The sequence below is a fragment of the Mobiluncus mulieris genome (genome assembly GCF_014204735.1).
Taxonomy (GTDB): Bacteria; Actinomycetota; Actinomycetes; order Actinomycetales; family Actinomycetaceae; genus Mobiluncus; species Mobiluncus mulieris.
In genome coordinates this window covers 2,428,661-2,452,265 of record NZ_JACHMA010000001.1, presented here as the reverse complement: position 1 = coordinate 2,452,265, position 23,605 = coordinate 2,428,661, and the positions used below count along the sequence as shown (strand labels likewise).

Genomic DNA, 23,605 nt, shown 5'->3' with positions numbered 1-23,605 from the left:
CGATATACCGGACAGAAAGCGCTAGAGTGTAGATATGGCAAAAATAGCAGTTATCGGCGCTTCCGCGATGGGTTCGGCACTGTGTCGTCCGTTGATAGACACGGGTTGGGACGTTTCCCTGTGGGGAACCGAGTTTGATGATGCGGTTCTGGATACTTATGCGGCTGGCAAACCGCATCCCGCGACTAAAGCCCCCCTGGCGCCGCATGTAAAAACTTTTCGGTCACGTCAGCTTGAGGCCGCGATACGCGGATCAGAAGTGCTGGCTATTTGTGTGGCTTCGGTCGGTCTTCCGGCTATTACCAAACGTCTCGCGCCCTATTTTGACCGGGTGCGGGCTGTGTGGCTGACTACAAAGGGTTTCGTGGAAACCTCGGAGGGGCAGATTTTACTGTTAGCCGAAGCGATGTCAAAGATTGCTGCGGCCGAAGGCGCGACGTTACCGCCGGTGTTGTCTATCGGCGGACCGGTGATTGCTCGGCAGTGCGCACTTTCTGAACCTACAGCCACCGTATTTGCCTGCGATGATTTGGGGGCGGCAGTACATTATGCCCGAGCGGTACGCACTGATTATTACCGTGCCTTTCCCACCGATGATGTGGCGGGAATCGAGGTGCTGGCTCCTTTGAAGAATGTCTATGCGATTGCCTTGGGGGTGACGGAGGGTGTCCAAGAGGCCACGGGTGCCCCTCAGTCCAATTTGCGTGCGGCGGTTTTCGCTCAAGCGCTTCGCGAAATGTCCCTGGTGTGTGAAGCCATGGGGGGACGCAAAGAAACCGCTATCGGCCTGGCCGGGGTGGGAGATTTAGAGGTCACGGGGGTTTCGGGACGCAATAAATTTTTTGGAATGCGCTTGGGGCGCGGTGAGCATCCCCGGGATGCCGAGGCTCAAATGCGGGCAGCAGGGCATACGGTCGAGGGTGTTCCCACCACGCCTTTGGCGTTGAAACTAGTGGAACAACGGGTTCCCGATTTATTGGAACAGCTCCCATTGCTCCAGGCGGTGGCTGCCGCAGTAGCCGGCGAGGTGGATATCCGAACTGTGTTGGTTAACGCGGCTCTGCCGGCTTATCCGGCCGAGGAACAGATAAAAGCATATGCCGGAACTTGGAGTCGAGAGTGGAAGCCTACCGGTTCGCATTTACCGTGGAGAATTTCACGAATTTTCCGTCGTTTCCACCGAAAATGACGGGTTCATGAGGTGCCATTCGTGGATTCCAGGAATGTACCGCCTGTTCCAGTATTTCTGGAATCGAGTAATCCCGCCAGCGGGAATTAGCGGCTTCTTCCCAGCCTAGACTGGATAAAATCCGCAGTAGCACCCCTCGATTGTCCCAACCTTGGGCGCACAATTCCGGCAGTGTTACTGCACCATCCCGTTTAGCGAGACGCTGGCCATTTCCGTTCAACACCAACGGTATGTGCGCGTATCGGGGTGCTGCGCCGCCCAGGGTTTCCGTTAGCCAGGCCTGAACAGGTGCCGAGGAGAACAAATCCATTCCCCGCACCACCTGGTCAACGCCCTGCTCCATATCGTCAACCACCACAGCCAGTTGATAGGCCCAGTCCCCATCACTGCGACGCAACACATAATCGTGGAGCATCCCGGTGATGGTACCCAGCAAATCGTCTTGTACCTGGAACTCGACCCCCTCAGGAGCACGCAACCGCAAAGCTGGCTGACGACCTTTTTGTGCCAATTCCCGCCGTTTCGTAGTTCGCACAGCTTGCGGCAAATCCCTGCAGATTCCTGGGTATATTCCCGGTTTTCCGTGCGGAGCGCTAGCCGCAGCTGCGATATCCGACCGGGAACAGTAGCACTCGTACACCAAGCCTTTTTGTATCAGTCGTTCCAAAGCGGTCTCGTAAAGTGTGTGGCGTTCCGACTGGTATACCACTGGTAATTCGGATTCCAATCCCAGTGCCCGCAAATCTTGTAATCCTGCCGCAGCGTATTCAGAACGCGAACGACCAGTGTCGATATCCTCGACACGAACCAGGAATTGCCGGGAAGTAGTTTGGGCAAAAAGATACGCCGCTACGGCGGTGCGGAGGTTCCCGAAATGCATCCGCCCGCTGGGACTGGGAGCGAATCTGCCGGCTCCAGGCATCAGATTGGTTTAACCAGAGGGAAGGTGATGGTTTCACGGATTCCTAGCCCGGTCAGGGTCATAAGCAACCGGTCGAGCCCCATGCCCATGCCACCAGCTGGTGGCATACCGTGTTCCATAGCCACCAGAAAGTCCTCGTCTAACTGCATGGCTTCGGGATCCCCTTTGGCAGCGTCAAGGGACTGTGCTTCGAATCTTGCTCGCTGAATTACTGGGTCGTTTAGTTCCGAGTACCCGGTGGCCACTTCGAAGCCGCGAATAATCAAATCCCATTTTTGCACCTGGCCAGGCTTCTCGGGGTGTCCCTTGACCAACGGAGAGGTGTCTTCGGGGAAATCCGCCACAAAGGTAGGCTCCCAGATTTGATCTCCGACCAGGGTTTCCCACAGCATTTCGACAATCTTACCAGTCACATGGTAGTCCTCCACTTCGATGTCATGTTCTCCTGCGATTTTCACCAGAGCATCACGTGGAGTATTGACATCAATTTGCTGTCCCAAAGCCTCCGATAAAGAACCGTATAAATCCATCCACCGCCAAGTCCCGGACAAGTCAAATTTCTGCCCCTCATTGAGGGTCACTACTTCGGTACCATAAACTTCACGGGCGCAGCGTTGAATCATTTCGCGAGTTAAATCCGCTATTTGGTGGTAATCCCCGTAGGCACAGTAGGCTTCCATCATTGTAAACTCTGGTGAATGCGAGGAATCCGCGCCTTCGTTGCGGAAGTTACGATTAATCTCAAAAACCCTGTCAATTCCCCCGATCAGGCATCGTTTCAAGAACAGCTCCGGGGCGATACGCAAATATAGTTGCATATCATAGGCATTCATATGGGTTTCAAAGGGTCTGGCTGCTGCCCCACCGTGAATCACTTGCAGCATCGGGGTTTCTACTTCGATATACCCGCATTCATCGAGGTAACGCCGCAAGGACTGCACCACCCTAGCACGATTTCGCACCATGTCTCGGGCGGCAGGGCGGGTAATCATATCTAGGTAACGCTGGCGTATCCGAGTGTCTTCCGACAGGGTGACTTCCTCTCCTTTGTCGTTGGTATAGGTTTTCGGCAAGGGACGCAAAGATTTGCATGTCAGCTGCCATTTATCAACAAAAATGGACAGTTCACCACGTTTGGAGCTAATCACTCTCCCGTGAACATAGAGGTGATCACCAAGGTCTACATCTGTTTTGTACGCCGCAAGAGAATCGGATCCGATTTCCCCTTGAGATATCATGATTTGAATGGTGTTCCCGTTGCCTTCCTGCAAGGTAGCGAAAGCGAGTTTGCCCGAGGAGCGCATTAGCCGTACCCGACCAGCCACTCCTACCAGGTCATCGGTCTCTTCGCCGGCCTCGAGATTCGGGTATTTTTCACGAATCTCGGTGATGGTTGTGGTGATATCTACATGAACCGGATAGGGTGTGTTGCCAGCTCCGAGCATCCGGGCGCGTTTTTCGGCGCGTATCCGCATCTGCTCGGGAGCATCATCACCAGGTTCCGGGTTTGCGCTCGCCATTGTTTCTTTGTTCACAGTTTGATTATTAGCCACCATCCCAGTCTAATCCATCTTTCTCGCCCTAAAAACCCTTTACACGGTTGAAGACGTGGGTAAAATCCTTTTAAAGCACCCGCATCCCGGCAAGGCACTAGCAGAGGAAAAAATGCATTTAGATAAAACGGACACAGACACGTTCCTGGCGCGTTTGCTTGAAGCCAGGCAGAACTTAGACGAGATTTTCGCCATGGTTGACCGCCACCCGGATGCTGCTACCCTAATCACAAAGTTGAACAGTTGTTCCAAGCAGCTGGATCGAGCCAGTTTCGCCCTGATGGTGTCCAGTTTGCAAGGAACTGCGGGTGCCTCCGAGACGGAAAAGACCGAAAACATCAGACATTTGGAACACTTGTTCTTGAATCTGGACTAAGTCCTGGCCTTATCTGCCTCGAGGGTTTCCCGCGATTTTCCACAAGTTTTTCGGCGCTAACGAGGGACAGGCTTTCATCTTCCCGTGTGCGCCATTGATACTTCTTTGCTTGTGTCTGGTTTCGGATATCCCCCAGGTTCTGGGGTGGGGCAAACCGTCTTCAGTTTGTGCTTAAATCCGTTTGGGCTACACACCCATTCTACGAATTAACAGCAAACTAGCAAGGATGATTTTCATTATCTACATGAACTACGCACGGCTCGAAACTGCGCGCGGTTTCGTCGTCCAAGGTGGCGTAGGCAATGATGATTACGAGATCTCCAGGTTGTATCAGTCTGGCGGCCGCCCCGTTCATCTGGATTGTGCCGCTGCCACGTTTTCCAGCCAGCGTGTATGTAGTCAGTCGAGTGCCATTATTGATGTCCACCACATCCACTCGCTCTCCAGGCAAAATATCAGCGCGCTCCAAAAGTTCCTCGTCTACAGTAATAGACCCCACATAATTAATGTCGGCATCGGTTACCGTGGCACGGTGAATTTTCCCGCTCATCATGGTGCGCATCCGCATGTTTCCCCCTTGTTTCGCGTTTATAGGTTACGGCAGGGCTCCGTTTTCACAAAAGTACGGATTCATGAGGTGCCAGCCCCTGTTGTCTTACATCCACAAATCCACATTATCTATCAATCTGGTGTTCCCAACCTTGGCAGCAAGAGCCAAGGTGGCTTTCCCGTGATAGCCCGCCTGTGTAATCGGCACATATCCCTCGGAGTCTACCAAAGCCACATAGTCCACTTCAATGCCCGGAACTGCGGCTAGCCGCTCATGAACCGCGCTTGCCAGAGCCTGTGAGCCGTATTCCTCGGCGTTTTCCACACCCCACTGTAGGCTACGCGACAGTTCCAAGGCAGTCTCGCGTTGTGCGGTGGACAGATACCGGTTGCGCGAGCTCATGGCTAAGCCGTCTTCTTCGCGACAGATTTCCACCGGCACAATTTGTACCGAAAAGTCCAAATCCTTCACCATCTGAGTGACGATTGCCAACTGCTGGGCATCTTTCCTGCCAAAACAGGCAATATCTGGGCGGGTCAGGTGGAACATTTTCCCGACCACCAACAGTACGCCAGCAAAGTGAGTGGGACGGGTTTTTCCTTCCAGAATCTTCGCGGCCGGTCCTGGATCAAAGCGCACTTGCGCCTCGCCTTCGGGGTACATTACCTCAGGAGTAGGGGCAAACAACGCATCCACGCCTTCTTGACGGAGTTTTTCAGCGTCGCTTTCCAGGTCGCGCGGGTAAGTTTCAAAGTCCTCACCCGGGGCAAACTGGGTGGGATTCACAAACACGGTAACTAAGACCGTGTCAGCAAAGTCCTGGGCGGCTCGCACCAGCTCCAGGTGCCCTTCATGTAATGCTCCCATGGTCATAACTAGACCAAGCGTTCCAGATACAGTCTCGCGCCAAGCTGCAAGTTCCTCACGCGTTTTCAGTATTTGCATTGGTTTTCGTCTCCTCAGATTGTTTGGTAAAGGCACTGACAATGCGTTTCATCCACTCCGCAGGCGGTTCTTTCTCCCGAGCCATATCCGCATGACGTACCTGCAATTCCCACAATCGCTCGGCCTGGGATTCTTCGAGATGATACACCCAAGTGGGAACCACACCTGGCACCAGGTGCAGATGCACATTCGCTAGCTTTAGATACCGTTCCAGCGGTCCTTGGTCGATTGCTACCGATTGCATCCGGGAATGTGGCACGAAAGAAACCCGGTGGGTAATTCGCCCATCACGAATCATTATCATCGTGGTGGTCACCATGGCTGCCTTGCGATTCCAGGTAATCCAGTCCAACCAGCGGTCACGACGCGGAGGCACAAACATACCCGGTGCCGCCCCAGAACCGTACATCATGGTTTCCAAAAGGTCTGTACCAGCTGTTCCAATTTCTTGTCCATCAAGGTCAGTAACCACCCCCAGGTTCCGCTCCATCATCCACAAAGCCTGCAAGGCCTGTTGGCGAGTTCCCACCGGCAGTAACACATGAGAGCTGGTGTTTTTCTTGGCCTGGTCATTGCCTTGATAACCCGCCATAGTCAGTTCTACCTTCCACCAGTCTTTGCCACGCCACAGGAAAGGCTGTTCGAGTACTACGGCGTGAACTCGCCCAGGGGGAATGGTTTGGGCATCATGAGTGGTCAGTCCGTGTCGCAAGCGAATTCCATCTGGCGACATGGCCGCAGTAAAGTTCCATCCTTTGTTTAAATCTCTGATAATCGAGCCAACCACCCCGGATAGCACCACCACTACCCCGACAATCATTGCTGGAGTAGCGATAAGGGCGGCGGTGAGGTTCTCTTCTTTCCCGGACAGATAAACCATCAGAGCCGGCCAGATTGGTCCAAGAATAAATACCGCAACCAATCCGATATACACCCAGGTGCTGATGGATCGCAGTCTAGATTCAATCAGCATACCGGTGGGAATCTCGTAAAGGGGCACCTCTGGAGCCTGCATGGCAGCAGCGGGTAAATCCCCCACAATGCCCGAGGATGCCACCTCCAAGGCTTTCACATCACCAGTTGCGGAATTAGCGGATTGCGTCTTTAAACCGGCAGCTTTGGCCAGCACTTCGGCGCGCAAATCTTGACATTGCGAAACTTTCAAATACGCTATGTCTATCTCGGATCCCGAGGCTCCCGCCGAATCCACGTGTAGTTTCGCCAAACCCAACAATCGTGGCAGCAGGGGTGCTATCACATCCACTGCTTGGATGCGATTCAAACGCATATGGCGTTCTTTCTTAGAAATCAAGCCCTTACGGAACAATACCGCTTGGTCGGTAATAGCGTATTTGGTAACCCGCCACTCCAGGTAGCTATAGAGCACTACTAGCACTAAAACCAGGATTATGCCCCCCACGAAAAGCAGAAAAGGCCATACAAGCTGTCCAGTATGTCCAACATACTTCAGCATTTCCCAAATATCTTTGTCCTGTAACTGGCTACCTAACGCTAAAAATAAAGCTGCGATGATAGCCCAGGAATCCGCTAACGGGGTAAAAGGATGCACCCGCTTCCAATCCGCATCCCGAACAAGATTTGCCTCAGATGCAGCGACCCTAACATCCAAAGGCACCTCTGTACCTTCTGGTACAGAATGCTGCGCGGAACCCGCCTCCAAAACGGGTTTATCGTTGGGGGAATCAGGTGAAATACCGCTGTTAAGGGAAATACTCTCACTCATAATCCCGCCCGCAATGCTTCGCCACGTTCGGTCAAAATCACACGAACTCGATCGGCTTCCTCTCGCGGCAACCCTGGAATAGAAGCATCGGATTCTGCGGACGCTGTTTTCAAGCTCACATCAGCAATCCTAAACATCCGATCTATGGGACCTTGGGTCACATCCACAAATTGCATTCGCCCATAGGGAACCGCCCACATTTTCTTGAACATGATGCCCCGGCGAATATAAAGATCTTTTTCCCCTTCAGCATAGCCCCAGGCACGCACTTGGCGTGGAATCAACCACATCCGCCATATCAACAACACAGCAGGAACGGCTTCCGCAGTATAGATTAAAGGTTGGTGTGGAAAAAAAGCCCCTAACGCGATAGCGATAGCGATAGCAATAACGGCAATCCAAATAAACAACACTATGTAGCGAGCACTAATAGATTTCAGCGAAATCGGCTTGAATTTCACCCCAGCAGGGTTAAATATATCTGCGTCCATAGCTCCATCTTAGCTACTATTTACCTTTCTTGCCTGGCAGGAGCACAATTCCCTAGAATGCCTTCAATTTGTTTGTATTGCAACTCGTTTATCCCCCCACGATTCAATATCCGCGCGGCAGTGGCTGCAGCCAGGGCACGGTAAGTACTGGGTAAATCGGCAAGGTCATCTCGGGGCAAGGCCGGGTCTAAATCTTCGGAATCGCGCCATTGCCCGTTTTCTAAAGCCCGCAGATGTTTGGCTATGGTGGGGGCATCCCCGCGGCTGATGGGGCCGGACAGTCCTGCTTCCCCTTCTTGTAACGCTCGTTCCAAAGCTGCTTTCATGAGAGGCTGCGCGAAACTAGCCGAATCTTCAATTCCCGCCACTTGAAGTACCCGAAGCGTTTGCGTTACCAAGGTGACCAGGTGATTCGCCCCATGCGCCAGGGCAGCATGATAAAGCGGGCGGGCTCCATCCGCCAACACTCGTGGGATTCCCCCAATATCCAACACTAAAGCCTGAGCTACCGGCAGCAACGCTAAGGGTGCGTTTACCGCCCAGAAGCATCCATGCAGGCGAGCTAGATCCAAGGATGTTCCCGAGAATGTTTGCGCTGGGTGTAAAGCCAAAGGAATGGCTCCGGATTCCGCAGCCGGAGATAGAACCTCTAAGCCAAAGGCGCCAGCAGTGTGAGCCACCAGCTGTCCGGTACGAAAAACCCCCTGCGAAGCGAGGTTTTCGACCAAATCCGCCAACTCAGTATCTCGCACCGTAAACACCAGCAAATCCACTTGGGCGCAAAGTTCCTGGGGTGAAACAAATTGCACCCCTGGCAGCATGGCCGCCGCGCGTTCTCGGGAACCTGCGGAACGCGCGGTAACCCCCACCAGATTATGCCCCGCCTGTTTCCAGGCAGCCGCCAATACTGGTCCCACCGCGCCCATCCCGATAACTCCGAAATTTAGGGTAGCGCTGTGAGTAATCGGCACCGATATCGGGGGCGCGATTGCTGCCATCGGGGTCTGGGCACACTCGGGTTCAAAATCTTGGTTCATAACCCAAATGCTAAACCCTCGAAACCTCGTGGGGTAATCTCACTTCGAGACGGAGTCCCGTTAGCACCTCATGAACCCAAAGCACCCGAAACTGCCTCCAGATTCAACCATTACCCACCATTTGCTACTAGGATTGACTTAAGCGCTTTGCCCGTTTTTGTACCCAGCGATAGAGTATCCTGAGGGGGGTGCGAAACCGAAGTTCAAAGCAAAGCTACCGAGTTAGAGGGATGGTTATGGAACCTGCAGTGACTGAAGCACGTCTTCTCGTTGTTGACGATGAACCAAATATTCGTGATCTTTTGGCATCATCGCTCCGATTCGCCGGATATGAAGTGTTTAGCGCCGGAGATGGCACCGAAGCCTTGCGTTTAGCCACCACTGAGAAACCCGATTTGGTGATTCTTGATGTAATGCTGCCTGATATGGACGGCTTTACGGTCACCCGAAAACTTCGCGCCGCCGGGATTGATATGCCAATCCTGTTCCTGACCGCTAAAGACGACATGCGCGACAAGGTAGAGGGACTGCAGGCCGGCGGAGACGACTACGTCACCAAACCTTTCGGGCTGGAAGAAGTTGTGGCGCGTATCAACGCGATTTTGCGTCGCACCAAACACGGTTCTTCAGAGCAGCCACTGCTGCGGGTAGCAGATTTGGAGCTGGATGACAATCTCTACGAGGTGCATCGCAACGGAAAACTCATTGATTTGTCCCCCACCGAATTTAAGCTGCTGCGTTATTTGATGGTCAACGAGGGACGTGTAGTATCCAAATCCCAGATTCTCGACCATGTGTGGGAATACGATTGGGAAGGCGATGCGGCGATTGTGGAATCATACATTTCCTATCTGCGGCGCAAACTAGATGTGCCTGATGAACACGGGAATATTCCCCCATCGCTGATTCAAACCCGTCGCGGAGTGGGCTATCTGCTGCGCGATCCCAACGAATAGAATCGTTCGCAATCACCCATGGTTACGAAAATGTTTTGACCTTCTAACAGCGCAAAGGGGCAGCCAGTGCGAGCACCGACTAAAACGTGGAATTCTCTGGCTTTGACGACCAGATTAACGGTGCTGTTTGCCCTCTCTATGCTGATTGCCCTAGCCACTGGTGGAATTGTCACCATCGTGTCTCTCAGTACCTATCTGACGAATCAGCAAGATGCCCAACTCTCGGCGGCGGCGCGGGTGCTTGGCCCCAATGCGGCTAATCTCGAAGACTACTCACAACTATACAAAATGCTGCCCAATGACTATTACGTCTATGTGCATTTCATGAAGAGCTTTAACAAACCTGACCGTGAGTTTGTCACCGACACCACCAAACGTGAGGCGGGGGTGCCTACTTTCAGCTCCCTGCCTACCGAAAAAGATATTCCCGCTATCGCCACTTCTTCTTCCCTGATAATGCCAGGTACCACCGTACCTTCAACTAAGGAGGGGCAAAACTGGCGGATTCTTTCTATCATGCTGACCCAAAATAAAAAGGTTGCAGGGGCAGTGACGGTAGGGCTGTCGATGGCTCCACAAAAGAACATGATTCAGGCTTTGACCATTACCGTGATGATTTCCACCCTGATTATCGCCATGGTTGGCACATTTTTGAGCAACATTTTAGTAGGACGGGCGTTTAGACCTCTGCATCAGATAGAAAGCGTGGCGAATAAAATCGCGGCGGGGGATTTGAGCAAACGTATCCCTCCGGCTCCTACCACCACCGAAGTGGGTTCCCTCTCAAACTCACTAAACATCATGCTTTCGCACTTGGAACAGGCGTTCTCAGCTGTGGAGCTCTCCGAACGAAAAATGCGCCGTTTTGTTTCGGATGCGTCTCATGAACTGCGCACTCCCACCGCCGCTATCAGAGGCTACGCAGAGTTATACCGGATGGGTGGGGTGGAGCCGGAACGGCAAGCCGAAGTCATGGCTCGAATCGAGTCAGAGGCTACCCGCATGGGAAACATGGTACAAGATTTACTGACTTTAGCACGTCTAGACGAACGCCGTCCCATGGTATTTGAACGCACCGATTTGACTGCGATTGCACGCAATGCACTTTCCGACCAGACGGTGATTGATCCCGAACGCCCCGTGGCGCTGTTGAATTTAGGTAACGAAAGTATCGAAGATGTGCTACCGGTGTACGCGGTGGTTGATTCAGAAAAAATTTCTCAGGTAATTGCGAATCTGTTGTCCAATGTACGTCAGCACACACCACCGCGTACCGCCGTGGAAATTGCGGTTGGCTACCGCATGTGGCCCGATGAAATGGGACGTAACCTACGGGTCTCGGAGGCTTCTAAGATTCCGGCTTATCAACGCTGTGCCGTTATTGAAGTTCGTGACCATGGTTTAGGGGTAGATCCGGAGAATGCCGAGAAAGTATTCGAGCGTTTTTTCCGCGCCGATGCTTCGAGGGTTCGCACCACGGGCGGTACCGGTTTGGGCTTAGCCATTGTCTCGGGAATCGTTTCGGCACATAACGGCACGGTGGCGATGCTGACCACCCCGGGTGGTGGGGCTACCGTCCGCATCAAGCTGCCCTGTCAGGCACCTCATGTACCAGCGGAAAGCACCATGCATACCCGGTCAAAACCAACCCCACCCCCGCCACCGCCCCCACCACCAAATACCTAAATGAAGGTATTTGGGGCTAAGTTACCCCGAAACTTTGATTCAAGATATACTGGCGTGGTTGCCAGGGATGTCCGAATGGGCAATCACTAACGGCTTACAAAGGAAAGATGGGGTGTCGAGGGTATGACTGAGACAGTTCCTCAGTGGCTCATTTCTGGTTTTGCCCGGTCTAGTTCCAATTTGGGTGCCACCGCCAGTCGTGAAGATCTAGAGGCTTTGGCCACACAGTTGGCTCAGGTTTGGTCTGCACCAGAGCGCTGTTATCACAACCTCACCCATTTGAAAGACACCCTGGAAAATGTTGAGTTCTTGGCCGAGCAGGCGCGCGATATTGAAGCCTTGCGGCTAGCCGCGTGGTTTCACGGTGCTATCTTTGATGTTTCCCCAGACGCGATAGCACAAGGACTAGGTGGCATTGATATTCTCGCTTCCGCCCGTTTTGCTGCCGAAAAATTAGAATCAGTAGGTATGCCCCGTGAGACTGTGGCCAAGGTTGTAGCCTTGATTGAAAGCCTCTATCAGCACAAATCCAATGAAGATATTGATGCCCAAGTGCTATCCGATGCTGATTTAGCAGTTTTAGCCGCTGATCCCGAAGATTATCTGGATTATTTGCGCTTAATTCGCCAGGAGTATCACGCTTATTCTGATGCCGAGTTCCGCCAGACGCGCCTGAGCATCATCGTAAGCCTCCTGGCACGCCCGCAACTGTTCTATACGCACATGGCTAGTACTTGGGAAGAACCGGCACGAGAAAACATACGAGCCGAGCAGGAACGTCTCCTAAAGGCTGGGGGGCTGCCGGCGGAATCCCCCCAGACTCACCAGCCTGGTGATTTTTCGGAGGATTCCGAGGTATCCTCCAAAAAAATATCCATACCCGCCGAAGGGAGGAAGAGTGCTGTAGGATTTCAAGCCCCTGTGGTTACCCAACCAGCAGCCACCCCGGCAACCGACACGACGGCGGAGCCAGCAACCAGATTGACACAAGCTCTGACGCCAAGCCCAACAGACTCCACTGATACGGAAGAAGTGAATCCCTTGGCTCCCATAGACGATGCTGATTTGGGGTCCAGCTTGGAAAACGTCGAAGAGATTATGGACACCATGGTTATTAAAGCCTTAAAACCCGAGGAAAGTTTATTAAAGCCCATGTCAGACCCGAAAAAGTAAGTTTTCCACAAGAAATTGTTTTCGCCCTGTTTCCACAGGGTGAATTTTTTTTACTAGGCCATGCGGCCAGTTTTCTCTAGTCTGGGTATCAGAAAGCCAATACGGCTTTCATCCTAAAAAACCTACGTAAAGGAGAAGAATATGCAGTTACAAGTCGATAGCGAAGCCGTCTCGATGGCATCGAGCCAAACCCAGGCTTGCGCGGAAGAAGTTCGGAACCAGGTTTCAGCGATGATGGCGAATCTGGTGAATTTGCAATCCACCTGGACCGGCACGGCATCAGCCGCTTTCGAGTCATTGGCGCAGCAATGGCGAGCCACTCAAACCGTAGTTGAGGATAATCTGCGCCAGATTGGTTTACAACTAGCTACTGCTTCCCAAACCTATGCACAAGCCGAATCCCAAGCAGCCTCACTTTTTGCGGTTTCCTAAGAATTAACCGTGTTCAATACCTCCATAATTCTAATGAGCGGAAGGCCTTTGCCTTCCGCTCATTAGAATTATCTCAGCTATTGGATGCTCCTCAAAAGAGGGAAACGTTTCTAGCGAGAGAAACCGAGGTCTATCTTTTTGCCGGTAATCAAAGAAATAGCCCAGGCGGCTCCAAGACCAGCGCCCACACACAGCCCCATGATTAGAAGGAACGAAACCACACCAGGAACCGACTGAATCGGGGATGCCACAAAAGCTCGGGGAGAATTAGGGTTGATTTTCGACACGTCACCTTTAGGGGCGGCCTGCGGGGCTTGCGGCATAACTCCGGACTTAGCAACTGGACGGCTCTGCCCGACAACTTCCGGCCCGGCAGGAACAGACAAGTCATTACCCAGGTTTTGGTTGTTTTCGCCAGCCGCCAAGGAAGCACCCTGAGCGCGAACCTGTGGACCATCGGTCAGGGTATCAAGCTGCACAAATTCAACCGAGGAACCAGACTTGCCCGGAACCGATTCGGGTGAGGGAGCCTGGGCGGCCGCACCGGCTAGAGGAACCATAAATCCGCTCAGCACTAGCGCCATTGCTGCACCAATCAGTCGTTTCATCATATCCTGCCTTAACTCTAAGCCTTCATTCAGGTTTCCTGGCGACTAGTTCACCATTTTTCCCTGTAGATGTGAAGGTCTGCGGTTTTTCCTGACAGATACTATTGTATCCTTAGTTTTATTTTTCGGGAAGCACTCAGGCTTTATTAGGTTTTTTTCGATATTTTTTGGGTAAAACCCCAGGTTTCCAACGTTAAACAATCAGGTTTTGTCCTAACATTCAAGGTCTCAAACGCATTGTGATACCCAAAAACTTGGATTAAATCGCCAAGAGGTGCCCCGCGATTCGCTGGGAAGGTCTAACCCGAATCTTGCCCTAGATACTTTGGGCGGGACGGCCTAAGCCGTCCCGCCCAAAGTATCTAGCTATCGGTCACCGACCGGAGTAGTGGTCTAGTACATCCCACCCATGTCGTCACCACCAGCCGCCGGCGCTGGAGCCGGAGGTTCTGGTTTGTCCACAACCACGGCTTCGGTGGTCAGGAACAAACCTGCGATAGAAGCGGCGTTTTGCAAAGCAGAACGGGTTACCTTCACCGGGTCAGCCACCTTAGCAGCCAGAAGGTCTTCATACACACCAGTGGCAGCATTCAGCCCCTGTCCCTTAGGCAGGTTACGAACTTTCTCGGCCACAACCCCACCTTCAAGACCCGCATTGGTAGCAATTTGCTTCAACGGAGCTTCGACCGCAACTTCAACGATACTGGCACCGGTGGCTTCGTCACCCTCGAGCTTCAAGGTGCTAAAGGCTTCCTTGGCGGCTTGAATCAAAGCCACCCCACCACCGGGAACCAGGCCTTCTTCCTTAGCAGCTTTGGCATTACGCACCGCATCCTCGATGCGTTGCTTACGCTCTTTGAGTTCCACCTCGGTGGCTGCACCAGACTTGATAACCGCTACCCCACCGGCAAGTTTCGCCAGACGTTCCTGGAGTTTTTCACGGTCATAGTCAGAGTCCGTCTTTTCAATCTCCGCACGAATCTGCTTGATGCGCGCCGCCAAGAGCTCCTTATCTCCCCCGCCATCAACAACAGTGGTGTCATCCTTGGTGACAACCACCTTACGGGCGGTACCGAGTACTTCGATACCCACATTTTCTAACTTCAAACCGACGTCTTCGGAAACAACCTGACCGCCAGTCAAAATCGCCATGTCTTGCAGCATAGCCTTGCGACGATCCCCAAAACCCGGTGCTTTGACAGCCACGGCCTTCAAGGCACCACGAATTCGGTTGACTACTAGAGTGGCTAATGCCTCGCCGTCAACATCCTCGGCCACAATCGCCAATGGCTTTCCGGCCTGCATAATCTTTTCCAACAACGGCACCAAGTCCTTGATGGTGGAAATCTTGTGGTCTACCAACAGAATGTAGGCATCTTCCAGAACGGCTTCTTGACGATCAGCGTCGGTAACAAAGTACGGGGAAATGTAGCCCCGGTCAAAACGCATCCCTTCGGTGACTTCGAGGTTCAAACCGAAAGTATTGGATTCTTCAACGGTGATAACGCCTTCCTCGCCTACCTTTTCCATGGCCTCGGCAATCATTTCGCCGATAGCCTCGTTAGCGGCAGAAATCGAGGCGGTAGCCGCAATCTGATCCTTGGTGTTGACCTCAACCGCATCAGCAATCAGCCGTTCCACCACCGCATCCACAGCCTTTTCAATACCGTGGCGCAAAGCAATCGGATTGGCTCCGGCAGCGACGTTACGCAATCCTTCTTTCACGATAGCCTGTGCCAAAACAGTTGCGGTGGTGGTGCCGTCACCAGCCACATCATCAGTCTTTTTAGCAACTTCCTTGACCAGTTCCGCCCCAATCTTTTCGTAGGGATCAGCCAGGTCTATTTCCTTGGCGATTGATACACCGTCGTTTGTAATCGTGGGTGCACCCCACTTTTTCTCCAACACCACATTGCGACCCTTGGGCCCCAAAGTAACTTTCACCGTGTCAGCCAGCAAGTCCAGGCCGCGCTCCATGCCGCGACGAGCCTCTTCCTGAAAGGCAATCATCTTTGCCATTTAGTTTTACCTCCGCTTGAGTAAGTATTGCGGTGATGGGGAACGCCCGCGACGGACGGCTTGACCATACCAGTTCCTGTCTCTGGTGCAGACTTACCTCGTTCACCATCTTTTTTGTCACTCGCCTTATCCGAGTGCTAACTCAATATTTGCACTCTAGACTCGAGAGTGCAAGTTTTACAGATTCAAAGCTTCTCGACCAACACGATTTGCACCCCACTGATTCCTTGCTGCTGCACCAGCATGTCGATTTGCAGCATCTGTTGAATCTCTTTGGCTTGAGCTTCGTGGTTGGCCGAGTAGTAGATGGTGTTTTGTTTGGGTTTGGTTCCCGTAAAGTTGCTGGCAGTCACCGTGGCGTATCCTTTAGCCACAATTTTGGCTTTAACTCCTGCGGCTAAACCATTAATCCCAGAAGCATTAAACACCTCCACCGAGCTGGATTTGTCAACACTACCCCCTTCTGTCTCTTGCGGGGCAGCATTCGAGCTGTCCGCCGAAGTACCCGTGGTTTCGGGGGTCGTGGGGCTTTCGCTAGTAGAGGGACTTTCCGGGGCGGCCGGGCTTTCGTCTCCGGCTTCCGATTCATGAGGTGTTTGCGTAGCCTCAGGCGAAACACTTTGATTTGCGGGCTGACTAGCTTTCGAGGATACGTCGGCGGTGCTGGTATCCGCCGGATGGGAGTTTATCAACAGTAACATGACCCAGGCCAGTAACGGGGCGACAATAACTGCAATAACGAAGGGTAAAAACCCGTGCCACCAGGGCTGACCGGGTCGGTGTGCCCCTTGCGGCAGCCGTTTACCAATCCGGTCGAATTCGTCCTCGGGATACTGCGCTTCACTCACAGTTTTAAAGGTAGCTAATCAGAATGGGATTTGCTATGTGCCACGCCTAAATGTATTAAACACGCCGAATTAGGCCAGATGCCAGTCCACAGGAGTGGCTCCCAAGCTTTGGAGTAGCTGATTGGCTCGGCTAAAGGGTCTCGAACCGAAAAAACCTCTAGCAGCGGAAAGTGGCGAGGGATGCACGGATTCAATAACCGGAATCTGGGGCATGAATTGCTTGGTAGAACGTGCATCATTCCCCCACAGGATAGCCACCAAAGCTTTATCTTTCCGACTGGCCAGGGCTCGAATCGCGAACTCTGTGATGACTTCCCAGCCTTTGCCCCGGTGGGAACCGGCCGCCCCGGGTTGCACGCTGAGGCAACGATTGAGTAGCATCACTCCCTGATTCGCCCAGGGAGTTAAATCCCCTGAATTGGGCGGTTTAAAGCCAAGGTCACTTTCGAGTTCCTTAAAGATGTTTTGTAAGGATCGCGGGATTTCTGTACCTGGAGTTACCGAAAAGGCGAGACCCATAGCGTGCCCCGGGGTGGGATAGGGGTCTTGCCCCACAATCAGTACTTTCACTGCAGACATCGGCCGGGTAAATGCGTTGAATATTTGCTTTCCCGGAGGCAAATACCCACGCCCAGTTGCGTTTTGCGCTCGAAGGAAATCTCCCATGGCGTGAATCTGGGATTCTACTGGCCGCATCACCTTGGCCCAATCAGGTGCCATGATATTTTCCAAGCCACTCATGGTTCCATCCTTATTTCTGGGTTTAATCATCCGAAGAAACACCGAAAACCGACTCGGTATCCGTTGGAACGGAGCCACTTAACAGACTCGAACTGTTGACCGTCCGCTTACAAGGCGGGTGCTCTACCAACTGAGCTAAAGTGGCGGTTGCTTTCATAGCGATTTTCTCACATCTTGGGATATAAACCAAAGTTTGCATTCATCGAGGCCTGACACGGTTCGAAATCCCCATTATATTGCCAACATCTCACTATTTCAGGCTCGGACGACGACGAAAAACGCGGCAGATAAAAGTACTACCCCGACCAAAAACCGGGTTCCCCACTGTGGAAAAAACCTCCGCAGTACGATACGTGCCCCGGTTCTGGCGGGGGCAGAGCTCGGCAGCCACCAGGTTAAAGCGCCCCCTATCGCCAGCATCCCTAGTCGTAAGACCATAGTTTGTGGAATACTTAGTCCAGAAAAACCAAGAATCGCGGTGTTAATTCCAGGAAAGTGGGGGAATAATCCGGTTTTGATTGCAAGGCTACCACCCAAGAAAAATCCGATAACAAATGCACTTGGCAGAGCAGTAAACAGCCCTTTAACCAACGCTGTAGGTACAGAAAAGAGTTTATGTTTCGCACGTGTTTGCCAGCCCGCAGCCGCGAACAGCCACAAAATTAGCGGTGCCGCCACCCCGGCAATGAGTTCTTCGCGGGTTCCCAAAAGAGCCCAGGAAACAATCCCTGCTAGCACCAAGAAAGGCAGTCTTCTTGGAGTGAAAACCGACAAGGTCTCGGAATCTTCATTTTCTAATGGGGACTCTGACTCCAGCAGGGGGATTAACTTCGAATCAGGAGCGGTTTCCTCTTCTTCACCACGCTCAGGGGAAGCCTCTAGTTGCCAGGAAAGTTCTGTGCTTGACGGAATCGGACTTATTTCTACGGCGGGGGTTAATACAGTTGTGGGAGACTCTATATTGTACCGCTCGGTACAACCACCCTTATCTTGCAACGAAATTTGCAGCGGAACAGCTAACGCTTTCAGAATTGCATTAAAGTCAGCGCTCCGGGACTCTTGGGGAGCTAATGCATCCCTAAAGACGGTTGCTAAATCTACATCAAGCGTTTCAACAGCCGGATTACCAGCTAGAACCCTGGAAATCTGCACAGTTTGAGATTCTGCCCCAAAGGGTGGTTTCCCAGTGAGAGCAAATAGTAAAGTGGCTCCTAATGACCACCAGTCATCAACGTAACTTGGCGGATTACCACAAATAACCTCGGGAGAAATAAACCCCGGGGTACCAACCACCAAACCCGTTTGTGTCAGATGCGCCTCCCCGGTAGCAAAGGCAATCCCGAAGTCAATCAAAATTGGACCATTCGTTCCAAGAATTACATTGGCCGGTTTAATATCCCGATGACACACTCCTCGGGCATGAACCGCTTGCAAAGTTTTTGCCAGCAATGTGCCCAATTCATAGACATCTTCGCGTCGCCACGCCCCGCCTCGGCGCACATCTTCTTCCAGGGTGGAACCGGCAATGTATTCGGTTACTAAAAACGCTGCCACGTCCGAGTCAATTTCTAGATCCAACACGTGCGCCACTCCCGGCACATCGAGTTTGGTTAAAGCCGCCGCCTCGGCACGCAGTCGCTGCCGACCGGGTAATTCATCCTCATGACGGCGTTCCCCCAGGAAAATATCAGGGGACAAAAGTTTCAAAGCCACCTGATTACCCTCGATATTACGCGCCAAATAGACAGTGGCGGAAGCCCCTTTCCCGAGGGGTCTTTCCAGCACATATCCACCAACATCTTGTCCTAACAGGTGGCGGGAATCGGTCATAGTTTCAGAATACCGAAAGAAATCGGGCAAACACGAGATAAAAACTTAGCTACGCTCTGGATTTTCTGGCATACTATTTGGTGTCGATAACTTCGACGGTAGGGCAATGGAGCCGTTTCCGCCCCTTAGGCTACTACCTTTTACTCGGAACGTCCGGCACGTACCTGCCGGTGAAAGGATGAATTTGATATGGCTACTGTTACTTTTGATAAGGCCACCCGTATCTATCCAGGGTCTACTGTTCCCGCAGTTGATGCTCTAGATTTAGAGATTAAGGACGGGGAGTTTCTGGTTCTGGTGGGGCCTTCGGGCTGCGGGAAATCCACCTCGCTGCGGATGCTGGCTGGTTTGGAAGAGGTCAACTCCGGTCGGATATTAATTGGCGATAAAGATGTCACGGATGTGCAACCCAAAGATCGGGACATTGCTATGGTGTTCCAAAACTACGCTTTGTACCCGCATATGACAGTTCGCGACAATATGGGCTTTGCCCTCAAAATTGCCGGCACTCCCAAGGACGAGATTAATCGCCGAGTCGAGGAAGCTGCGAAGACCTTGGACTTGACGCAGTATCTAGATCGCAAACCAAAGGCACTTTCCGGTGGGCAACGTCAGCGCGTGGCCATGGGACGAGCCATTGTTCGTAAACCGCAAGTATTCTTGATGGACGAACCCCTGTCGAACCTGGATGCCAAGCTGCGTGTCCAAACCCGCACTCAGGTTGCCTCGCTGCAACGTAGCCTGGGGGTCACTACACTCTATGTGACCCACGACCAGACCGAGGCTTTGACGATGGGCGACCGTATCGCAGTGCTAAAAGACGGCATCCTCCAACAGGCAGGAACCCCCGATGAAATGTACCAGGTTCCGGCTAACGAATTCGTAGCCGGCTTCATTGGTTCCCCCTCCATGAACCTACGCAAGTTCAGAGTCGAGGGCGAGGTAGCTAAACTCTTTGGAGCCACGCTAACGATTTCCCCAGCACAGCGTTCCGCCATGGTGGATGCGGATAACGGTGAGGTTACCATCGGATTCCGCCCCGAAGACCTGTCCATAACCACCGAAGAAGGCCCGGGAGTTATGCCAGTGATTGTTGATGTTACCGAGGAACTGGGATCCGACGCTTATGTTTATGGGCACTTCCAGGGCGACGAAGCCGGAACCTCGGGTTCAGTTACGGATGACCACCTAGTGGTTCGGGTTCCCCCGCGTACCGCCCCCAAGCCAGGCAGCGTGTTAAATGTAAAGATTAACCCCGGACACCAGCACGTTTTCAGTGCTTCCACCGGGATGCGTTTGCCGGAATAGTCAGGTTAATTACTCCTTGCCGAGTTAGTCGGTCGGAGACGGGTAACCGTCTCCGACCGACTAACTCGGGGCTAGTAATGCTGTATGTAATTAGCATTTGAGAGAAAAATAGATAAGAATTTGAACGTGTCTGCACTATCTATTACCGCTGCTACTACCGAGCCGGATTTATTCGATTTACCGTGGAATCTGCCACTGAAAGAGTGGTCCGAGCCTTTTATCGCCTCCCTTCCTCACGGAATTTCTCGCCACGTGGTGCGTTTCGTGAACCTGGGAGAACGTATTTTGGCAGTCAAGGAAATCTCTGCCGAGGTGGCGCAACGAGAATACGCCCTGTTGCGGGATTTAGTCCGCCTCGAGCAGCCCACCGTTCACCCTTTAGCAGTTGTCACCAACCGCACCAGCGATTCCGGCGAAGAACTCAACAGTGCCTTAATCACTGAACATCTGCCTTTTTCTCTACCCTACCGAGCTTTGTTCACTTCATTGATGCGGCCCGAAACCGCTACGCGTCTGATTGACTCCTTGGCGGTACTTTTGGTACGCCTCCACCTGGCAGGATTCTTTTGGGGCGACGTATCCTTGTCCAACACCCTATTTCGTCGGGACGCCGGAGCCTTTGCCGGATATCTGGTGGATGCAGAAACCGGAGAGCTACATCCCGAAGGCTTGTCCTTTGGACAACGGTCTTATGATATTGATTTGGCACGCACGAATATTATCGGGGAACTGATGGATCTCCAGGCGGGTGGGGTTTTGGACGAAGATGCTGATGCCATTGAAATCGGAAATCTTATTCAAGACCGCTATGACGCTCTGTGGAACGAACTGACGTCGGAAGAAGCCATTTCCGCTTCGGAGCGCTGGCGGGTAGAAGACCGGATTCGCCGTTTGAACAACCTGGGTTTCGACGTGGGCGAGCTGCGAATGAAGGCTGATGAAACCGGTGGTACTTCGAGGTTATTGATTAAACCGAAGGTGGTGGATTCTGGACACTATCACCGCCAGGTGATGCGCCTAACTGGCCTGGATGTACAAGAAAATCAGGGACGACGCATGATTAACGACATGCAAACCTACCGAGCCTTAAATAATCTCAATGACGCCCCACTGGAATTGGTAGCACATCGTTGGCTCACCGAGGTTTTTGAACCGATTGTGGCCGCGCTTCCCCCGGAATTACAGGCTAAGCTGGAACCCGCTCAAATTTTTCATGAGGTGCTAGAACACCGCTGGTTCCTCTCGGAAAATGCCAAACGAGAGATTCCGATGAAAGAGGCTATTGACTCTTATATTCGCAAGATTTTGCCTTCGAAACCTGATGAGGCAGCACTCTTGGGAGCCTAGACTCTCAGACTTATAGTTCTAATACCACCGGGACGTGATCGGAGGGTTTTTCCCCGTCGCGCTCCTCTCGGCCAATAAAAGCTCCCGTAATCTTGTCCGCCAAATTTGGGGTAGCCAGGGCGAAGTCTATTTTCATACCCTGATTGCGCCGCCACCTAGCTTTTTGATAATCCCAGTATGTCCATCCCGGCGCGAACTGTCGGGTCACTTCCACTAAGCCCCCGCAATTTGTACTGTCTGTTCCAATACGGGAAATTGCAGTTTCATCCAGGCTGACAGCCTGTGCCAGAGTATCGGATTGGAGCAGCCGCGCAAAAGCCTCGCGTTCTGGAACGGAAACATGGGTTGCTCCCACGAATTCCTGAATATCCCAGACATCCTCGTCGCAAGGGGCAATATTAAAATCCCCCATGAACAGACCTAAAGCTGTGGGGTTAGCAGCTAACAGAGTGTGCGCATGAGAACGCAGAGCCTCTAACCACGCCAGTTTATAAGCAAAATGGGGATTATCTATTTCCCTGCCGTTGGGCACGTAGAGTGACCAGCACTCGATTCCCGCCACGCGAACCCCCAAGGCTCTCGGTTCAACTACCGGCGGTTTGCCAAAAGGTGGCTGGGGAATTTTCCCGCTAAATTCAGTGCCTAAAACCTGTGCGTCCAAATCGGCGCGCACTGCTATAGCCACCCCATTCCACTGGTTCAAGCCATTAACGAAAACTTGATACCCACTAGCCAAGAAAGCCTCAACGGGAAACTGACTAACTCGACACTTGATTTCTTGCATGGCAAGGACATCAACGTTTGAGCGGCACAAAAATTCCAACACCCGGGGCAAGCGGCTTCGGATAGAGTTAATGTTCCAAGTGGAAATACGCACCGTTTTCCCTTTATCTAAAGGTCACACTCAAACCCGTTCGATAATATCCGCTATGGAGGGCATGACTTCATTGGGGCGGTACGAGAAATCCGAAATTTGTTCGGCCTTAGTAGAACCCGTCAGCACTAGGAAGGTATGCAGTCCGGATTCGACCCCAGCAAGCATATCCGTATCCATGCGGTCACCAATCATCGCGGTTTCCTCGGAGTGAGCCCCAATTCTGTTTAATCCAGTGCGAAACATAACCGGATTAGGCTTACCGATAAAGTACGGCTTCTTTCCGGTGGCGGCAGTTATCATCGCGGCTATCGCCCCGGTAGCGGGAATCGGACCGTCCGCTGTCGGTCCGGTGGTATCCGGATTGGTGGCAATAAACTTCGCACCCTTGCTAATCAGCTGCACCGCCGTGGCAATCTGGTCAAAAGAATAGGAGCGGGTTTCTCCTAATACTACGTATTCGGGATCCGTCGAAGTCATAACATAGCCAGCCTGGTACAAAGCCGTAGTCAGCCCAGCTTCTCCCACCACGTAGGCAGTAGATTTCGGGGATTGGGTCTTTAAAAAAGAGGCCGTGGCCAAGGCTGAAGTCCAGATACGTTCCTCGGGAACCTCCAACCCGGAAGCCGCCAAACGCGCTGAAAGATCACGTGGGGTAAAAATCGAGTTATTTGTCAGTACAAGGTATTCACGCTCTTTATCCCGCAAGGTTTGTAAAAACTCCGCAGCACCGGGGATGGCTTGCTCCTCATGAACCAGAACCCCATCCATATCAGTAAGCCAGTACTTGAGCTCTTTAACTGGCGGATTAATCTCCTGTTCACGTTGTTGCTTGGTGCCAAAAGTGGCATCCATCATGGCTTCTAGCTGGTCGGTAATTTTGGTTTTCAAAGCGAACTTCCCCCCTGATAATCGTTGGGGATTTCCCAACGCCACAAATCCTCGCCGACACACCAGCGAGAACAACATTGGCCTA

The 23,605-nt window shown here is 52.5% G+C and carries 22 protein-coding genes and 1 tRNA gene; 8 read left to right on the top strand and 15 right to left on the bottom strand.

Annotated features, from left to right (window positions below; translation table 11 throughout):
- Positions 1–34: 34 nt before the first annotated feature.
- Positions 35–1,189 carry an NAD(P)H-dependent glycerol-3-phosphate dehydrogenase gene (locus F4555_RS10775; protein WP_004015873.1) on the top strand — a complete coding sequence of 385 codons (1,155 nt, stop codon included), beginning with the start codon at positions 35–37 and terminating at the stop codon, positions 1,187–1,189.
- Here the strand turns inward: F4555_RS10775 and gluQRS are convergent.
- The gene (gluQRS, locus tag F4555_RS10770) at positions 1,128–2,111 is read right to left on the bottom strand and encodes a tRNA glutamyl-Q(34) synthetase GluQRS (RefSeq protein ID WP_115325638.1); all 984 of its coding nucleotides are present in this window, start codon (positions 2,109–2,111) and stop codon (positions 1,128–1,130) included. The two genes, F4555_RS10775 and gluQRS, sit on opposite strands and share 62 nt — an antisense overlap.
- Positions 2,111–3,667 carry a lysine--tRNA ligase gene (lysS, locus tag F4555_RS10765; protein ID WP_004013326.1) on the bottom strand — a complete coding sequence of 519 codons (1,557 nt, stop codon included), beginning with the start codon at positions 3,665–3,667 and terminating at the stop codon, positions 2,111–2,113. The genes gluQRS and lysS overlap by 1 nt, the downstream gene beginning before the upstream one ends.
- A 109-nt stretch (positions 3,668–3,776) precedes the next feature.
- Between lysS and F4555_RS10760 the strand changes: the two genes are divergently transcribed.
- Entirely contained in the window at positions 3,777–4,040 is a 264-nt protein-coding gene (locus F4555_RS10760; RefSeq protein WP_211579619.1) for a hypothetical protein, read from the top strand.
- Positions 4,041–4,257: 217 nt separating this feature from the next.
- Here the strand turns inward: F4555_RS10760 and panD are convergent, their stop codons facing one another.
- The 5 genes from panD to F4555_RS10735 form a co-directional block, all read right to left on the bottom strand.
- The gene (gene panD / locus F4555_RS10755) at positions 4,258–4,608 is read right to left on the bottom strand and encodes an aspartate 1-decarboxylase (RefSeq protein ID WP_004013328.1); all 351 of its coding nucleotides are present in this window, start codon (positions 4,606–4,608) and stop codon (positions 4,258–4,260) included.
- A gap of 87 nt (positions 4,609–4,695) precedes the next feature.
- Positions 4,696–5,535: a pantoate--beta-alanine ligase gene (gene panC / locus F4555_RS10750; protein WP_004013903.1), complete on the bottom strand. Its 840-nt coding sequence runs from the start codon at positions 5,533–5,535 to the stop codon at positions 4,696–4,698.
- Positions 5,513–7,279: a PH domain-containing protein gene (locus tag F4555_RS10745; RefSeq protein ID WP_115325639.1), complete on the bottom strand. Its 1,767-nt coding sequence runs from the start codon at positions 7,277–7,279 to the stop codon at positions 5,513–5,515. The genes panC and F4555_RS10745 overlap by 23 nt, the downstream gene beginning before the upstream one ends.
- Positions 7,276–7,770, bottom strand: coding sequence for a PH domain-containing protein (locus tag F4555_RS10740; RefSeq protein ID WP_115325640.1), 495 nt, complete (start codon positions 7,768–7,770; stop codon positions 7,276–7,278). Before F4555_RS10740 ends, F4555_RS10745 begins: the two co-directional genes overlap by 4 nt.
- Positions 7,771–7,790: 20 nt before the next feature.
- Positions 7,791–8,807, bottom strand: a complete 1,017-nt coding sequence (locus F4555_RS10735) for a Rossmann-like and DUF2520 domain-containing protein (RefSeq protein WP_115325641.1) — start codon at positions 8,805–8,807, stop codon at positions 7,791–7,793.
- A gap of 230 nt (positions 8,808–9,037) precedes the next feature.
- Between F4555_RS10735 and F4555_RS10730 the strand changes: the two genes are divergently transcribed.
- The 4 genes from F4555_RS10730 (at position 9,038) to F4555_RS10715 (ending at position 13,054) form a co-directional block, all read left to right on the top strand.
- A complete protein-coding gene (locus tag F4555_RS10730) occupies positions 9,038–9,763 on the top strand; it encodes a response regulator transcription factor (RefSeq protein WP_004013333.1) in 726 nt (241 codons plus the stop codon).
- 66 nt (positions 9,764–9,829) lie between these two features.
- Entirely contained in the window at positions 9,830–11,449 is a 1,620-nt protein-coding gene (locus tag F4555_RS10725; protein WP_231282639.1) for a sensor histidine kinase, read from the top strand.
- A 123-nt stretch (positions 11,450–11,572) separates the two neighbouring features.
- Positions 11,573–12,622 carry an HD domain-containing protein gene (locus tag F4555_RS10720; protein ID WP_115325643.1) on the top strand — a complete coding sequence of 350 codons (1,050 nt, stop codon included), beginning with the start codon at positions 11,573–11,575 and terminating at the stop codon, positions 12,620–12,622.
- A gap of 141 nt (positions 12,623–12,763) precedes the next feature.
- Complete coding sequence (locus tag F4555_RS10715; protein WP_004013336.1) at positions 12,764–13,054, top strand: WXG100 family type VII secretion target; 291 nt, start codon at positions 12,764–12,766, stop codon at positions 13,052–13,054.
- A gap of 110 nt (positions 13,055–13,164) precedes the next feature.
- Here F4555_RS10715 and F4555_RS10710 read toward each other — a convergent pair whose 3' ends face one another.
- From F4555_RS10710 to F4555_RS10685, 6 genes are all read right to left on the bottom strand, one after another.
- Positions 13,165–13,665 carry a hypothetical protein gene (locus F4555_RS10710; protein WP_004013337.1) on the bottom strand — a complete coding sequence of 167 codons (501 nt, stop codon included), beginning with the start codon at positions 13,663–13,665 and terminating at the stop codon, positions 13,165–13,167.
- Positions 13,666–14,055: 390 nt separating this feature from the next.
- Positions 14,056–15,681, bottom strand: a complete 1,626-nt coding sequence (gene groL, locus F4555_RS10705; protein WP_004013338.1) for a chaperonin GroEL — start codon at positions 15,679–15,681, stop codon at positions 14,056–14,058.
- Positions 15,682–15,866: 185 nt separating this feature from the next.
- On the bottom strand, positions 15,867–16,529 hold the full coding sequence (locus F4555_RS10700; RefSeq protein ID WP_115325645.1) for a LytR C-terminal domain-containing protein: 663 nt from the start codon (positions 16,527–16,529) through the stop codon (positions 15,867–15,869).
- 69 nt (positions 16,530–16,598) lie between these two features.
- Positions 16,599–17,300, bottom strand: a complete 702-nt coding sequence (locus F4555_RS10695; protein ID WP_115325646.1) for a uracil-DNA glycosylase — start codon at positions 17,298–17,300, stop codon at positions 16,599–16,601.
- 42 nt (positions 17,301–17,342) lie between these two features.
- Positions 17,343–17,415 (bottom strand) — tRNA-Thr (locus F4555_RS10690).
- A gap of 110 nt (positions 17,416–17,525) precedes the next feature.
- Complete coding sequence (locus tag F4555_RS10685; RefSeq protein WP_115326104.1) at positions 17,526–19,100, bottom strand: serine/threonine protein kinase; 1,575 nt, start codon at positions 19,098–19,100, stop codon at positions 17,526–17,528.
- 189 nt (positions 19,101–19,289) lie between these two features.
- Here F4555_RS10685 and F4555_RS10680 point away from each other — a divergent pair, with 189 nt between their 5' ends.
- A complete protein-coding gene (locus F4555_RS10680) occupies positions 19,290–20,408 on the top strand; it encodes an ABC transporter ATP-binding protein (protein ID WP_004013344.1) in 1,119 nt (372 codons plus the stop codon).
- Positions 20,409–20,534: 126 nt separating this feature from the next.
- Positions 20,535–21,755, top strand: a complete 1,221-nt coding sequence (locus F4555_RS10675; protein ID WP_004013910.1) for a DUF4032 domain-containing protein — start codon at positions 20,535–20,537, stop codon at positions 21,753–21,755.
- 10 nt (positions 21,756–21,765) lie between these two features.
- Here F4555_RS10675 and F4555_RS10670 read toward each other — a convergent pair whose 3' ends face one another.
- Positions 21,766–22,632, bottom strand: coding sequence for an exodeoxyribonuclease III (locus F4555_RS10670; protein ID WP_115325648.1), 867 nt, complete (start codon positions 22,630–22,632; stop codon positions 21,766–21,768).
- A gap of 27 nt (positions 22,633–22,659) precedes the next feature.
- Entirely contained in the window at positions 22,660–23,598 is a 939-nt protein-coding gene (locus F4555_RS10665) for an HAD-IIA family hydrolase (RefSeq protein ID WP_004013347.1), read from the bottom strand.
- Between the last annotated feature and the right edge of the window lie 7 nt (positions 23,599–23,605).

What these genes read in the sequence shown, in the direction of transcription:
- F4555_RS10775 (WP_004015873.1), top strand. Translation starts at nt 35, where the DNA reads ATGGCAAAAATAGCAGTTATCGGCGCTTCCGCGATGGGTTCGGCACTG.
- gluQRS (WP_115325638.1), bottom strand. Translation starts at nt 2,111, where the DNA reads ATGCCTGGAGCCGGCAGATTCGCTCCCAGTCCCAGCGGGCGGATGCAT.
- lysS (WP_004013326.1), bottom strand. Translation starts at nt 3,667, where the DNA reads ATGGTGGCTAATAATCAAACTGTGAACAAAGAAACAATGGCGAGCGCA.
- F4555_RS10760 (WP_211579619.1), top strand. Translation starts at nt 3,777, where the DNA reads ATGCATTTAGATAAAACGGACACAGACACGTTCCTGGCGCGTTTGCTT.
- panD (WP_004013328.1), bottom strand. Translation starts at nt 4,608, where the DNA reads ATGCGGATGCGCACCATGATGAGCGGGAAAATTCACCGTGCCACGGTA.
- panC (WP_004013903.1), bottom strand. Translation starts at nt 5,535, where the DNA reads ATGCAAATACTGAAAACGCGTGAGGAACTTGCAGCTTGGCGCGAGACT.
- F4555_RS10745 (WP_115325639.1), bottom strand. Translation starts at nt 7,279, where the DNA reads ATGAGTGAGAGTATTTCCCTTAACAGCGGTATTTCACCTGATTCCCCC.
- F4555_RS10740 (WP_115325640.1), bottom strand. Translation starts at nt 7,770, where the DNA reads ATGGACGCAGATATATTTAACCCTGCTGGGGTGAAATTCAAGCCGATT.
- F4555_RS10735 (WP_115325641.1), bottom strand. Translation starts at nt 8,807, where the DNA reads ATGAACCAAGATTTTGAACCCGAGTGTGCCCAGACCCCGATGGCAGCA.
- F4555_RS10730 (WP_004013333.1), top strand. Translation starts at nt 9,038, where the DNA reads ATGGTTATGGAACCTGCAGTGACTGAAGCACGTCTTCTCGTTGTTGAC.
- F4555_RS10720 (WP_115325643.1), top strand. Translation starts at nt 11,573, where the DNA reads ATGACTGAGACAGTTCCTCAGTGGCTCATTTCTGGTTTTGCCCGGTCT.
- F4555_RS10715 (WP_004013336.1), top strand. Translation starts at nt 12,764, where the DNA reads ATGCAGTTACAAGTCGATAGCGAAGCCGTCTCGATGGCATCGAGCCAA.
- F4555_RS10710 (WP_004013337.1), bottom strand. Translation starts at nt 13,665, where the DNA reads ATGATGAAACGACTGATTGGTGCAGCAATGGCGCTAGTGCTGAGCGGA.
- groL (WP_004013338.1), bottom strand. Translation starts at nt 15,681, where the DNA reads ATGGCAAAGATGATTGCCTTTCAGGAAGAGGCTCGTCGCGGCATGGAG.
- F4555_RS10695 (WP_115325646.1), bottom strand. Translation starts at nt 17,300, where the DNA reads ATGATTAAACCCAGAAATAAGGATGGAACCATGAGTGGCTTGGAAAAT.
- F4555_RS10685 (WP_115326104.1), bottom strand. Translation starts at nt 19,100, where the DNA reads ATGACCGATTCCCGCCACCTGTTAGGACAAGATGTTGGTGGATATGTG.
- F4555_RS10680 (WP_004013344.1), top strand. Translation starts at nt 19,290, where the DNA reads ATGGCTACTGTTACTTTTGATAAGGCCACCCGTATCTATCCAGGGTCT.
- F4555_RS10665 (WP_004013347.1), bottom strand. Translation starts at nt 23,598, where the DNA reads ATGTTGTTCTCGCTGGTGTGTCGGCGAGGATTTGTGGCGTTGGGAAAT.